Annotated in this window: 15 protein-coding genes and 1 pseudogene; 13 read left to right on the top strand and 3 right to left on the bottom strand. The window is 60.2% G+C overall.

All coding sequences use genetic code 11. The annotated features are described in order from the left end of the window. Positions 1-12: 12 nt before the first annotated feature. The 7 genes from HU825_RS04975 to HU825_RS04945 all read left to right on the top strand — a co-directional run bounded on the left by HU825_RS04975 (position 13) and on the right by HU825_RS04945 (position 4,245). Entirely contained in the window at positions 13-222 is a 210-nt protein-coding gene (locus HU825_RS04975) for a tautomerase family protein (RefSeq protein ID WP_043294952.1), read from the top strand. Beyond that, a complete protein-coding gene (locus tag HU825_RS04970) occupies positions 219-1,133 on the top strand; it encodes an acetaldehyde dehydrogenase (acetylating) (protein WP_043294953.1) in 915 nt (304 codons plus the stop codon). The genes HU825_RS04975 and HU825_RS04970 overlap by 4 nt, the downstream gene beginning before the upstream one ends. Then, entirely contained in the window at positions 1,130-2,182 is a 1,053-nt protein-coding gene (gene dmpG / locus HU825_RS04965; protein WP_177325130.1) for a 4-hydroxy-2-oxovalerate aldolase, read from the top strand. Before HU825_RS04970 ends, dmpG begins: the two co-directional genes overlap by 4 nt. 26 nt (positions 2,183-2,208) lie before the next feature. After that, a complete protein-coding gene (locus HU825_RS04960) occupies positions 2,209-2,958 on the top strand; it encodes an SDR family oxidoreductase (RefSeq protein ID WP_234303038.1) in 750 nt (249 codons plus the stop codon). A gap of 62 nt (positions 2,959-3,020) precedes the next feature. After that, positions 3,021-3,437 (top strand): tautomerase family protein, encoded by a 417-nt coding sequence (locus HU825_RS04955; RefSeq protein ID WP_234303037.1) that lies wholly within the window; start codon positions 3,021-3,023, stop codon positions 3,435-3,437. Next, the gene (locus HU825_RS04950) at positions 3,434-3,880 is read left to right on the top strand and encodes a GlcG/HbpS family heme-binding protein (RefSeq protein ID WP_234303036.1); all 447 of its coding nucleotides are present in this window, start codon (positions 3,434-3,436) and stop codon (positions 3,878-3,880) included. The genes HU825_RS04955 and HU825_RS04950 overlap by 4 nt, the downstream gene beginning before the upstream one ends. Before the next feature lie 8 nt (positions 3,881-3,888). Then, complete coding sequence (locus HU825_RS04945) at positions 3,889-4,245, top strand: 2Fe-2S iron-sulfur cluster-binding protein (protein ID WP_234303035.1); 357 nt, start codon at positions 3,889-3,891, stop codon at positions 4,243-4,245. A gap of 22 nt (positions 4,246-4,267) precedes the next feature. Here the strand turns inward: HU825_RS04945 and pgm are convergent, their stop codons facing one another. From pgm to HU825_RS04930, 3 genes and pseudogenes are all read right to left on the bottom strand, one after another. Continuing rightward, positions 4,268-5,932 (bottom strand): phosphoglucomutase (alpha-D-glucose-1,6-bisphosphate-dependent), encoded by a 1,665-nt coding sequence (gene pgm / locus HU825_RS04940; protein WP_234303034.1) that lies wholly within the window; start codon positions 5,930-5,932, stop codon positions 4,268-4,270. Between the two features lie 165 nt (positions 5,933-6,097). Then, complete coding sequence (locus HU825_RS04935; RefSeq protein ID WP_234303033.1) at positions 6,098-7,000, bottom strand: LysR substrate-binding domain-containing protein; 903 nt, start codon at positions 6,998-7,000, stop codon at positions 6,098-6,100. A gap of 130 nt (positions 7,001-7,130) precedes the next feature. Beyond that, a pseudogene (locus HU825_RS04930) lies at positions 7,131-7,660 on the bottom strand (DUF421 domain-containing protein). A 425-nt stretch (positions 7,661-8,085) separates the two neighbouring features. Between HU825_RS04930 and HU825_RS04925 the strand changes: the two are divergent. The 6 genes from HU825_RS04925 (at position 8,086) to HU825_RS04900 (ending at position 11,767) form a co-directional block, all read left to right on the top strand. Then, on the top strand, positions 8,086-8,769 hold the full coding sequence (locus HU825_RS04925; RefSeq protein WP_234303032.1) for a S1 family peptidase: 684 nt from the start codon (positions 8,086-8,088) through the stop codon (positions 8,767-8,769). An 85-nt stretch (positions 8,770-8,854) separates the two neighbouring features. Next, positions 8,855-9,277, top strand: a complete 423-nt coding sequence (locus HU825_RS04920; protein WP_234303031.1) for a hypothetical protein — start codon at positions 8,855-8,857, stop codon at positions 9,275-9,277. 94 nt (positions 9,278-9,371) lie between these two features. After that, a complete protein-coding gene (locus tag HU825_RS04915; protein ID WP_234303030.1) occupies positions 9,372-9,800 on the top strand; it encodes a hypothetical protein in 429 nt (142 codons plus the stop codon). A gap of 77 nt (positions 9,801-9,877) precedes the next feature. Further along, positions 9,878-10,666, top strand: coding sequence for a DUF4145 domain-containing protein (locus HU825_RS04910; RefSeq protein ID WP_234303029.1), 789 nt, complete (start codon positions 9,878-9,880; stop codon positions 10,664-10,666). Positions 10,667-10,687: 21 nt separating this feature from the next. Then, the gene (locus HU825_RS04905) at positions 10,688-11,197 is read left to right on the top strand and encodes a hypothetical protein (protein WP_234303028.1); all 510 of its coding nucleotides are present in this window, start codon (positions 10,688-10,690) and stop codon (positions 11,195-11,197) included. Between the two features lie 9 nt (positions 11,198-11,206). Beyond that, a complete protein-coding gene (locus HU825_RS04900; RefSeq protein WP_234303027.1) occupies positions 11,207-11,767 on the top strand; it encodes a YfbU family protein in 561 nt (186 codons plus the stop codon). The last annotated feature ends 305 nt before the right edge of the window (positions 11,768-12,072 follow it).

The following is a 12,072-nucleotide window of genomic DNA, read 5'->3' as shown; positions in this document are numbered from 1 at the left end:
GGAGAACCACTCATGCCAATCATCGAAATGCACATGGTCGAAGGGCGCACCCACGAGCAGAAGAGCCGCGTCGCCGCCGCCGTCACCGCGGCGGTTGCCGAGAGTCTCGACTGCGCGCCGGAAACGGTACGGATCCTCATCACCGAACACAGCAGCGGGGAGTTCTATGTCGGCGGTATGACGCTCGCTCAACGCGCCGCGAAACGGGAGCAGGCACAATGAAGAAGATCAAATGCGCACTCATCGGCTCGGGCAACATCGGCACCGACCTGATCTACAAGATCATGCGCAGCCCGGTGCTCGAACCGGTGTGGATGGTGGGGATCGACGCCGAATCCGAAGGCCTCAAGCGTGCCCGCGAAATGGGCCTGAAAACCACCCATGAGGGCGTCGACGGCCTGCTGCCGCACGTGCTCGAAGACGGCATCCAGATCGCCTTCGACGCCACCAGCGCCTACGTGCACGCCGAGAACAGCCGCAAACTCAACGCGCTCGGCGTGCTGATGGTCGACCTCACCCCGGCGGCCATCGGCCCGCTGTGCGTGCCGCCGGTGAACCTCAAGGCGCACGCCGAGAAACTGGAGATGAACGTCAACATGATCTCCTGCGCCGGCCAGGCGACCATCCCGGTGGTCTATGCGGTGTCGCGCATCCAGAGCGTGGATTACGCGGAAATCATCGGCAGCCTGGCGTCGAAATCCATCGGCCCGGGCACCCGCGCCAACCTCGACGAATTCACCACCACCACCTCCGGCGCAATCTGCAAGGTCGGCGGTTCGCGGCGTGGCAAGGCGCTGTGCATCATCAACCCGGCCGAACCGCCGATGATGATGCGCAACACCGTCTACTGCCTGACCGACGAGGAGCCGGACCGCGACCGCATCACCGCCTCGATCCTCGAGATGATCGGCGAGGTGCAGAAGTACGTGCCGGGCTATCGCCTGGTCAACGGGCCGATCTTCGACGGCAACAAGGTTTCGGTATTCCTCGAAGTGGCCGGGTTGGGCGACTACCTGCCGACCTACGCCGGCAACCTCGACATCATGACCGCCGCCGCCACCCGTACCGCCGAGATGTTCGCCGAGGAAATCCTGGCCGGAAAAATCCAGCTGCCTGCCGTGGAGGTTGCGTGATGAGTCAGTCCAACAGTCTGAAAGGCCGCAAGGTCATCCTGCATGACATGTGCCTGCGCGACGGCATGCACGCCAAGCGCGAACAGATCAGCGTTGCGCAGATGGTCAAGGTCGCCACCGCGCTGGACGATGCCGGCGTGCCCTATATCCAGGTCACCCACGGCGCCGGCCTGGGCGGCAACTCGCTGCAGCACGGCTTCGCGCCGCACAGCAACGAGGAATACATCAGCGCGGTCGCGGCGCAGATGAAGCAGGCCAAGGTCTCGGTGCTGCTGATCCCCGGTCTCGGCACCATGAAGGAGCTGCAGTCGGCCTACGACTGCGGTGCGCGCAGTGTGCACGTGGCCACCCATTGCACCGAGGCCGACACCTCGCCGCAGCACATCGCCTATGCGCGCAAGCTGGGCATGGACACCTCGGGCTTTCTGATGATGGCGCACCTCAACGACGCCGAAGGCATCGCCCAGCAGGGCAAGCTGATGGAGTCCTACGGCGCGCAGACCGTCTACGTCACCGATTCGGCCGGCTACATGCTGCCCGAGGACGTCAAGGCGCGGGTCGGTGCGCTGCGTGCGGTGCTCAAGCCGGAAACCGAGATCGGCTTCCACGGCCACCACAACCTGGGCATGGGCATCGCCAACTCCATCGCCGCCATCGAGGCCGGTGCCACGCGCATCGACGGCTCGGTGGCCGGCCTCGGTGCCGGTGCCGGCAACACGCCGCTGGAAGTCTTCGCCGCCGTGTGCGAGCGCATGGGCATGGAAACCGGTGCCGACCTGTTCAAGCTGATGGACGTCGCCGAAGAGATCATCGTGCCGATGATGGAGCACGTGGTGCGGGTCGACCGCGAGTCGCTGACCCTCGGCTATGCCGGCGTCTACTCGACCTTCCTGCTGCACGCCAAGCGGGCCGCCGAGCGCTTCGGCGTGCCGGCGCGGGACATCCTCGTCGAGCTGGGCCGCAAGAAGATGATCGGCGGCCAGGAAGACATGATCCCGGACACCGCGATGACCATGGCCAAGGCGCGCGGCATCGCCTTCCGGGCCTGATGGCACGCAGCGCAGGAGGGCAGACAGTGGCCAACGAACTGGCGGTGGTGGTCGGCGCCTCGGGCGCTTTCGGTTGCCGGATCGTCGCGCGGCTGATCGACAGCGGTCTCGACGTGCTCGCGGTGGCGCGCAGCGCAGCGCCGTTGCAGGCGTTGCGCGCGGAGTGTCCGCGGGTGATTCCCTGCGTCGCCGATCTCGCGGCCGATGCATCGGTCGCGGCCATTGGCGCGGCGCTCGACCGGCCGGTGCGCATGGTGGTGCACGGGCCGGGCGTGGCGGTCGCCGGTGGCGTGCTGGATGCGCCGGTCGCCGCGCTAGTGGATGCGGTGAATATCAAAGTCGGTGGTTTGCTGCGGCTGGTGCGTGCGGTCGATCCGCACCTGCGCGCCGGCTCACGGCTGGTCGCCATCGGCGGGCACTACGGCTTCGAGCCGACCGCCTATGCCGCCTCGGCCGGCATCGCCAACGCGGCACTGGTCAACGCGGTGCGCCAGCTGAGCCTGGCCTACGGCGCGCGCGGCATCACTGCGCACCTGGTTGCGCCCGGACCGGCCGACACCGAGCGGCTGCACCGGGTCGCCGCCGACCGCGCGCGGCAACGCGGTATCGACAGCGCGGCGGTGCTGGCCGAGATGTGCGCCGAATCCTCGCTCGGCGCCTTCACCACGCCGGAGCAGGTCGCCTGGGCGGTGGCGCTGCTGCTGGCGCCGGAAGCCGACGCGATGACCGGCTCGACGCTGATGCTCGACTCGGGGCGCCGCCGCGGATTGCCCTGAGCCAGGCAGCCAACCGAAACGAAGCGGACGAACAATTACAACGACGCCGTGGAGACAACCCAATGCCCATCGTGAACTTTCACCTGGCGCAAGGCAGCGCCAGCCCCGAACAGCAGATCGAGTTGCTTGGCGAAGCCTCGCGGCTGTACAGCCAGGTGCTTGCCTCGCCGATCGACCGCGTGCGGGCGATGATCAGCCTGTACCCGCGCGAGTGTTTCGCCGTCGCCGGCGAAGTCGGGCGGCAGGCGCCGTACTTTGAATTCCGTGTGCTCGACGGCCGTCCGCTGGAGGAGCGGCGGCGGCTGATGGCTGGCTTCACCGAACTGCTGGTGCGCATTCTCGATGTGCAGCCGCAGCTGGTGCGCGGGCTGTGCATTCGTGTGCAACCCGAGGACTGGTCGATCGGCGGCATACCGGCCGACCTGCTGCGCGCGGCGGAGATCGCGGCGCGCGATCAGGCAGGGGAGGCCGCATCATGACCCATCGCGATTTCCTCCGATCCCAGGGGCCGCGCCTCGACTGGCGCGGCGCCGCGGTCGCCGCGCAGGCAGCGCTGGACTGCGCCGAGCGCCTGGGCATCCGCGTGCATGTCGCGCTGGTCGACCGCAGCGGCAACACGCTGGCCTACCTGCGCATGGCCGAGGCGTTCCTGCACTCGGAAAGCATCGCCGTCGACAAGGCCTACACCGCCGCCAGCTTCGGCTTCCCCACCGGCCGGTGGCTGGAGGTGATCGGCGACAACCCGCGCCTGTACACCGGACTGACCACCCGACCGCGGCTGGTGGTACTCGGCGGCGGTTTGCCGATTCTGGTCGAGGGGCGCTGCATCGGTGGCGTCGGCGTCTCCGGCGGCAGTGAGGAGCAGGACGAAGCCTGCGCCCGTGCCGCGCTCGCAGCGCTTGGGCTCAATTCGGCAGAGTGAGGGCGATGATGAAGCATCAGATCACCATCGAAGACACCGCCGAGCACTATCCCTGCGACGAGCACGAATCGGTGCTGCACGGCATGGCCCGCCTAGGCCGGCGCGGCATTCCGCTGGGCTGCCGCGGCGGCGGCTGCGGCGTGTGCAAGGTGCAGGTCACCCAGGGCAGCTATGAGGCGAAGGTCATGAGCCAGGCCCACGTCAGCGCCGAGGAACAGGCGCAGGGCATGGCGCTGGCCTGCCGCATCATGCCGCACAGCGACCTCTGCCTGCAGGTGGTCGGCAAGATGAAGAAGAGCGTCTACGGCCGCGCGGCCCCGTCTGCCGAGGAGGGCGACAGCGAGGCCGCGCCGGCGCGTCACTGACTGCGCGCGGCGCGGCTGCCGATTAGCCGGCCAGCACCGAGTCCACCAGCGCCTTGGCTTCGGTCTGGATGCGCTTGAGGTGCGCCTCGCCCTCGAAGCTCTCGGCGTAGATCTTGTACACGTCCTCGGTGCCGGACGGCCGCGCGGCGAACCAGCCGTTTTCCGTTTCCACCTTCAGCCCGCCGATGGCCGCGCCGTTGCCCGGCGCCTCGGTGAGGATGCGGGTGATCGGCTGGCCGGCCAGTTCCTTCGCCGTGACCTGCGACGCCGACAGCTTGCCCAGGCGCGCTTTCTGCTCGCGATTGGCCGCGGCGTCGATGCGCTGGTACACCGGCGCGCCGAAGCGCTCGGTGAGTGCCTGGTAGCGCTCGCTCGGGTCCTTGCCGGTGACGGCGGTGATTTCCGCCGCCAGCAGGCCGAGGATCAGCCCGTCCTTGTCGGTGGACCAGGCGTTGCCGTTGAGGTCGAGGAACGACGCACCGGCCGATTCCTCGCCGCCGAAGCCCAGGCTGCCATCCATCAGGCCGTCGACGAACCACTTGAAGCCCACCGGCACTTCCACCAGCCGCCGACCGATGCCGGCGGCGACGCGGTCGATCATCGACGAGGACACCAGCGTCTTGCCGATGCCGGCCTCGGCGCTCCAGCCCGGGCGATGGGTGAACAGGTATTCGATGGCCACCGCCAGGTAATGGTTGGGGTTCATCAGCCCGCCGGAGCGGGTGACGATGCCGTGGCGGTCGTGGTCGGTGTCGCAGGCGAAGGCCACGTCGAAGCGGTCCTTGTTCTCGATCAGCCCGGCCATGGCATGCGGCGAGCTGCAGTCCATGCGGATTTTGCCGTCCCAGTCCAGGCGCATGAAGCGGAAGGTCGGGTCGACCACCGTGGACAGCACCTCCAGCGGCAGGCCGAAGCGCTCGGCGATGCGCGGCCAGTAGTGCACACCGGCGCCGCCCAGCGGGTCGACGGCGAACGTCAGGCCCGAATCGCGGATCGCCGCGAGGTTGATCACCCGCTCCAGTCCGCCGACATAGGCGTCGATGAAATCGAAGCGCTGAGTGGTCGAGGCCTTGAGCGCCTGGCGGTAATCCATGCGCTTGACGCCATCGAGCCCGGCGACCAGCAGCGCATTGGCGCGCTCCTGAATCCACTTGGTCACGCCGGTGTCGGCCGGGCCGCCATTGGTGGGGTTGTACTTGAAGCCGCCATCGCCCGGCGGGTTGTGCGACGGCGTGATGACGATGCCGTCGGCCAGCCCGCTCGTGCGGCCGCGGTTGTAGCTGAGGATCGCGTTGGAGATCGCCGGGGTCGGGGTGTAACCCGGCTCGCCGTTGGTTTCCGGGCAACCGGCGTCGATGCGCGTCTCGATGCCGTTGGCCGCCAGCACTTCCAGTGCCGAGATAAATGCCGGTTCGGACAGCGCATGGGTGTCCATGCCCATGAACAGCGGGCCGTCGATGCCTTCCTGGCGGCGGTAATCGCAGATCGCCTGGGAGGTGGCGAGGATGTGCCATTCGTTGAAGCTGCCCTTGAGCGAGGAGCCGCGATGCCCGGAGGTGCCGAACGCCACCTGCTGCGCCGGATCGGACGGGTCCGGGCGGTCGCTGTAGTAGCGCGCCACCAGGCGCGGCAGGTGGGTCAGGCTGTGCGGGTCGGGCAGGCGTCCTGCGTTCGGGGCGATACTCATCGATGGGTCCTGTGCGAAGAAGGCGAAACGCCGGCCCACCCGGGCGCGGCGCGAAGCGAATGAAACGCCACTATGCGGCGTTTATCCAGAGCTAAGACCGCTGAAGCGGTGGCGGTTCCCCTGGCCCCGAATCGGCGCTCGCGGAACCACGTGATGGGTGCTGGCTCAGCCGTGCCCTTGATGGGCGCCCAGGCGCTCGCTGAGGTAATCGAGAAAACAGGTGATGCGCGAGGCCAGCGCGCTGTTGCGGTAGTACACCGCGTTGATCGGCTGGCGCACGTCGACCCGCTGCGCCGCCAGCACCTCCACCAGCTCGCCACGCTGGCGATCCTTGTCGGTCATGAAATCGGACAGGCACGCCAGCCCCTCGCCGGCCAGCGCCAGCTCGCGCACCGTGTCGCCGCTGGAGGCCCGCAATGCCGGGGTGATCCGCCAGCTCTCGCCCAGCGCGTGGCGCAGCGGCCAGTCGTTGAGGCGATCCGGCTCGGTAAAGCCGATCAGACTGTGCCCGGCCAGCGCCTCGACGCCCTCTGGAACGCCATGCCGCTGCAGATAGGCCGGGCTCGCCAGCACCCGCCGCAGGGTGTGGCACAGCGGCCGCGCATGCAGGCTGGAATCGGGCAGCGGGCCGATGCGGATGGCCAGATCGATGCGCCGCTCCAGCAAATCGACGATGCGGTCGTCGCTGTGCAGTTCCAGCTCGATCAGCGGATAGCGCGCGCGGAAATCGCCGATCAGCGGCACGATCACATGCAGCATGAACGGCGACGCGGTATTGACCCGCAAGCGCCCGGCCGGCGCCTGCCGCCGCAGCGCCATCTGCTCCTCGGCCTCCTCCACGCTGGCCAGAATCCGCCGCGCCTGCGCCAGGAACGCCGCGCCTTCCTCGGTCAGTTCGAGGCGCCGCGTGGTGCGGCGCAACAGCGTCACCGCCAGCTTGTCCTCCAGCCGACTCAACGCCCGGCTGACACCCGAGGCGGTCTGTTCCAGCTGCTCGGCCGCGGCGCTGATCGAGCCACTGTCGACCACGCTGACAAAGGCGAGCATTTCGTCGAGGTTGGTTTTCATCGGTGGGGTCGCATTGAATGGCGGGCAGGAGCAACGAGTCTGGCGGCAGCGCCGCGTGGCGGCAACCGGACCGGCGCGGGCCCCCGGCGGCAGGCCCGTCGATCAGCCGCCGGCGAAGGGTGCCACGGCCTCAAACACCCTTTTCGTTCGGCCCCGGCACATTCACCCGCCCAGCGTGGAACGGCTGTCGCCGGCGCCATCGGTGATCACGCTGAAACTGCCATCGGTCTCCAGCACCACCGCCTCGATGCCATCCAGCGCGGCCAGCCCCTGACTGCGCGCGGCGGCCCGCACCTCATCCTCGGTCACCCGCGCCACGCGCATGGCATCGCCAAAAAAAATGCCCGCGAAAGAACAGCAGCGCCGGCTCGCCCGTCACCGTACGCCGCACCCAGGCCACCCGCACGCTGGACCAGGTGACCACATACTGCAGCCCGATCAACAGCGCGAACGCCAGCACCCCCTCGGCCAGCGACACATTGCGATTGAGCAGAATCGTCGCGAAGGTCGAACCCAGCGCAACCGTCACCACCAGATCGAACGCATTCAACTTCGACAACGTCCGCCGCCCCGACAGGCGCAACAGCAGCACCAGGCTGATATAGGCCAGCACGCCCACCACCAGCGTGCGTATCAATGTCGTTGCGCTACTGAAAACATGCCTTTCACGATCACCTCCGCAACTGAGCCATGTAGGGTGGACAGGGTAGGTGGGCGGAAAGCGCATCCGGCGCGAGTGACCGCGCGTCAGGCGACAGTATGAGAATCGAGGATTAATCCATCGTCTGCTTTACCCATACGGAAGCAGTGGCTAATGTGCCATCACGCGCAGCAATTGCGATTTGTTCGTCGTTCCGCTGTGACATTACGAGCTACTCCGGCCCATTTGCGCTCGCGGCTCTATCATCAGGGCCAGCGCCCGAGCGAAAGCGGTGGTGCATAAAAAGCAATACGAGCGCTGATATCGCTGTATTGCCCAAGCTAGAGTAGGTCTGTGCGAAACGAAGAGAATGTTTTACACCACGCCCGTTCGGCGTGTTATGCACCAATTGGTGTCTAATTATAGTTATGCATAGGGAAGTGATGTGATTACCACCAACGTAATTCAAAGAACATTTCATATTCGCGTCGACGATTCCATCGGTACATGCTTTACAATTGATGTTGCCGATAAGCAGTACATCATTACTGCAAAACATGTGGTTTCTGGAATTTCTGGCACTCAAAAAATATCTATGTTTCACGGCGACCAATGGAAAGATATAGATGTGACATTGGTTGGTCATTGTGATGGTGAAATAGATATCTCTGTACTCGCTACAAATGTGCTCCTATCTCCTAACTATCCGCTTCCAGCCACCATGGAAGGCATTGTTTATGGACAAGACGTTTACTTTCTTGGCTTTCCCTATGGTATGACAGGGGCTATAGGAGAAATGAATCGTGATTTTCCCCTTCCTTTCGTAAAGCAAGCTATTTTGTCTTGCATGTATACCACGCCCACTGGTAATCAATTACTGTTTCTTGACGGGCACAATAACCCGGGATTTTCGGGCGGCCCGGTAGTTTTTAAAGAGCAAAATAGACATGACTTCAAGGTGGCCGGGGTAATTTCAGGTTATAGGTACAATGAAGAGCCTATCTATCAGGGTGCTCAGCAATTGCCACTGGCGTATAGATATAACACTGGAATTATTATTACCTACGGTATCCGACATGCAGTTGAATTGATTGAGGCCAATCCAGTCGGGCTCAGCCTTAATGCATAACAACTGGTTCAAACCGTTCGCTTCGCTCACTGGGACGGGCTAAAGCCCGCCCCCTTAACCAAACGTTAGCCACAAGGAAGAACCCATGAGAAATACAGAAAGATTTTTGCTAAAGGCCATTGGCGATGATCACGCAGCCACAAAAGCAGGTGTATTAAAATTTTTGGAGTTATGTCAAAAACACGGTGATGGCGTAATTTATGTCCCCACAATGCAGCACCTTGACTCTACTCTGTTAGCATCAGCTATTGGTCAAGACCTTGTTAAATGCTTGGCTAAACACAAGTCTGTCAAGCTCCCCACTGGGGAGAGCATTGATTTATGTTCAGATAGAACATTTAAAAACTATAAGAGTGCATCCGTTTATCTAGTGCTCTGGGCAACTCCAGACATGATTGAAAGTTTAGAAGAAGCATATTCTTGTAAAGCATCAGTTGTTGTCACATGGCTAGAAAATGACGCTGACAAGTGGGTGAAGAACTACAAGCCTACTGAGCTAACGTGGTAAGGCTAACAACTGGTTCAAATCGCTCGCTGCGCTCGCTGGGACGGGCTAAAGCCCGCCCCTTAACCAAACGTTAGGCCTATACAGAGGATCCGTGATGGCTCGAAGATCAACCAAGGCAGAAAATAGCTTAATCGCTCTTGCCTTGATTATTGGGCTTCCTATATACGGAATTTCAAAAATATTTGAGACAGCTGGCTGGGTAGTCCCATCACTCATAGTTGTCGGAGTGCTAACCCTAATAGCAATATACAAACACAACAAAAAGCAGCAACGCCTCGCATATCTACGTGAGAAATACAAAGACGAGACAATTACCCAGAAGATCTATGATGGATATTTCTGGGAGGGACAAACCTCTGAACAGCTTCTAGACTCCTTAGGCAACCCTGAGGCTGTCGACAACAAGCTGTTAAAAACAAAGACTAAAGAAATCTGGAAATACAATCGGCAAGGCGTAAACCGCTTCGCACTTCGAATCACAGTAGAAAATGGCTATGTAGTCGGCTGGGATAAAAAAGCCTAACAAATGGTTCAAGCCGCTCGCTTCGCTCACTCGGGACCGGCTAAAGCCGGCCCCTTAACCAAACGTTAGGCAAATAAATGCTGCTCAGTAAATTTCTGATTAATCGCGGACCACATCTATCGGAATGGGGTTTATTTGCTATGGGGTCGCTCAATTTTCCATTTGAGCAAACTGGCGATGATTATCTAAAGTCAGCCGAGAGAGACCTTCAACACGAAGATAACGCTGGAAATATCAACGCCCTCACGAACGCGAAGCGTGCAATAGATTGTCAGTTAGAGGCACTTATCTCCAAATTCGGTCTCCCGAAGAAGAAGAATTTTCCTGAAAGAATCTGCCAACTTCAACGAATTGGCCTAGTTGCACCTCGGATACTGCAAAAGGTGAATAAAACTAGAAATTTCTTGGAGCACGAATTCAAAGTTCCCGAACGCGCTGAAGCTGAAGACGCTGTTGATATAGCTACGCTATTTGTCAAGGTAACCAATAGCATCTTCTACGACTTCTACGGGCAGGCCGAATTTCATGAGCCGGGCATCTACAGCGAGCAACCTTCTGGCTCTATTTTGCGCCTCGATTGGAAAGAAAGTCTTTCCGGCTTTAAGACACACTTTGGAAATGCAGCTGACCAACTACACACAGAACTTGTGGAGCCGTCATCCGAACATCATACTGGCTTAATTCAACTCTTCATTGCCCTTCGAACAACTCTAGACGATCCGATCGAACTGTTTCGTTCTCTTGTCCTAAAGAGCAAATCAACAAATGTTTCGGCATCAACGCTGGGCCAATGCCTAGTAACTGGTTCAAACCGTTCGCTTCGCTCACTGGGACGGGCTAAATCCCGCCCCTTAACCAAATGTTAGGCTCATAAGGAATCCATAATAGTGAGCACTGCTGAAACATGGATATCTATAATAGGTTCCCTTGCATCCATTGGTGGTGCCGCATGGGCATTTATTGAGGCCCGCGATGCATCAAGATCTGCATTAAGAGCCGAAAGAGTAAGAAGTGAACTTGTAACCCGAAGGGAGATGGTCGAACTATCTCAAATACACACAGAGACAAAAAGAATACTTAGTGTCGTTTCAAGGATAGGCCCATCTTCCAGCCTAAATTTGCTAACTGGTATTGACTGCAGCAGCATTGCAAAAGATGTTGAAGAGTATTGCAGGCTAATAAATGAGCACAGCACGCATTACTCTGAGTTATTCAAGAATCATGCATTAGAATTATGCGGCGACCTCAACGACGATATAACGTCTCTAGCTGACGCGACACAACAATACGAAAAGAAAGAAATCGGCACTCGAATTTATCACAAGATCAATAGTTTTCTACCTGTTGCCAAGAATCTGGCAGACGAGAAGAAAGAAACCATCGCAACTGGGAATTAAGGAATTCGAATGAAAATCACAGACGGCGAGAAACTAATAATTTTGATGCTGAGTGAGCTATACGAGAAGTTGGAAGTCAGAGGTGAAATTGATCCCGACTTCATACGGTCCGCAGTTTTCAGCAATAACACATGGAGTATTCCATGGAAGTACGCCGGCATCCCCTTCGACGAACAAGACACGCCTGAAATCGTAAAGGAAGTATTGAATATACTTGATATGTGGAGCTTTATCGAAAGAAGTTACGACGACCTTACAGACGATGAAAAAGCTTTTGTTGAAGCAGAGGCAACTCCTTTCGGAAAAGACCCCAAATTTCGGGGCTTCGATGGAAACAATGAAGCAGAGTACATGGGAACAGCCTCTTTCCTCGTTAACGAATTGGATAGGTTCTCAGAGTTCAAACAAAGATACTTTAACTCGCACTGCCCTATGGTCGAAGCGTACAACCGAATGCTTTCTGTATACGACCCAATCATTAAAAAACAGCACTACCAATCACTTTCCGCACAAAGTCTTGTCAGCATTTTGAAAGAGTTAATCCATCCTGAAAACCGGGGCAGAGCCTAACAACTGGTTCAAATCGTTCGCTTCGCTCACTGGGACGGGCTAAAGCCGCCCCTTAACCAAACGTTAGGCCTGCTTAGCCGGGTAGGGTGGGCTTTAGCCCACCGGGGCGGTTCGGTTATGGGGTTGGTGGGCTGAAGCCTACCCTACGGTGCTGCGCTCGGAGCAGGCAGCGAGGTGGTCCGGACGTGACGCGTGGAAGAGGCTTCGCCGTTTTCCACCCTACGCGTGCGTGGTGTCGGCAGAGGAGGCCGAGTGGCGTAGGGTGGACAACGCTCTGCTTGTCCACCGACGCGAATCGACGGGCA

The organism is Pseudomonas phenolilytica (assembly GCF_021432765.1).
Lineage (GTDB): Bacteria > Pseudomonadota > Gammaproteobacteria > Pseudomonadales > Pseudomonadaceae > Stutzerimonas > Stutzerimonas phenolilytica.
Note: the sequence above shows the minus strand (reverse complement) of the source record. Positions and strands in the feature narration are given on the sequence as shown.

What these genes read in the sequence shown, in the direction of transcription:
- HU825_RS04945 (WP_234303035.1), top strand. Translation starts at nt 3,889, where the DNA reads ATGAAGCATCAGATCACCATCGAAGACACCGCCGAGCACTATCCCTGC.
- HU825_RS04935 (WP_234303033.1), bottom strand. Translation starts at nt 7,000, where the DNA reads ATGAAAACCAACCTCGACGAAATGCTCGCCTTTGTCAGCGTGGTCGAC.
- HU825_RS04955 (WP_234303037.1), top strand. Translation starts at nt 3,021, where the DNA reads ATGCCCATCGTGAACTTTCACCTGGCGCAAGGCAGCGCCAGCCCCGAA.
- HU825_RS04950 (WP_234303036.1), top strand. Translation starts at nt 3,434, where the DNA reads ATGACCCATCGCGATTTCCTCCGATCCCAGGGGCCGCGCCTCGACTGG.
- HU825_RS04900 (WP_234303027.1), top strand. Translation starts at nt 11,207, where the DNA reads ATGAAAATCACAGACGGCGAGAAACTAATAATTTTGATGCTGAGTGAG.
- HU825_RS04920 (WP_234303031.1), top strand. Translation starts at nt 8,855, where the DNA reads ATGAGAAATACAGAAAGATTTTTGCTAAAGGCCATTGGCGATGATCAC.
- HU825_RS04915 (WP_234303030.1), top strand. Translation starts at nt 9,372, where the DNA reads ATGGCTCGAAGATCAACCAAGGCAGAAAATAGCTTAATCGCTCTTGCC.
- HU825_RS04970 (WP_043294953.1), top strand. Translation starts at nt 219, where the DNA reads ATGAAGAAGATCAAATGCGCACTCATCGGCTCGGGCAACATCGGCACC.
- HU825_RS04910 (WP_234303029.1), top strand. Translation starts at nt 9,878, where the DNA reads ATGCTGCTCAGTAAATTTCTGATTAATCGCGGACCACATCTATCGGAA.
- pgm (WP_234303034.1), bottom strand. Translation starts at nt 5,932, where the DNA reads ATGAGTATCGCCCCGAACGCAGGACGCCTGCCCGACCCGCACAGCCTG.
- HU825_RS04975 (WP_043294952.1), top strand. Translation starts at nt 13, where the DNA reads ATGCCAATCATCGAAATGCACATGGTCGAAGGGCGCACCCACGAGCAG.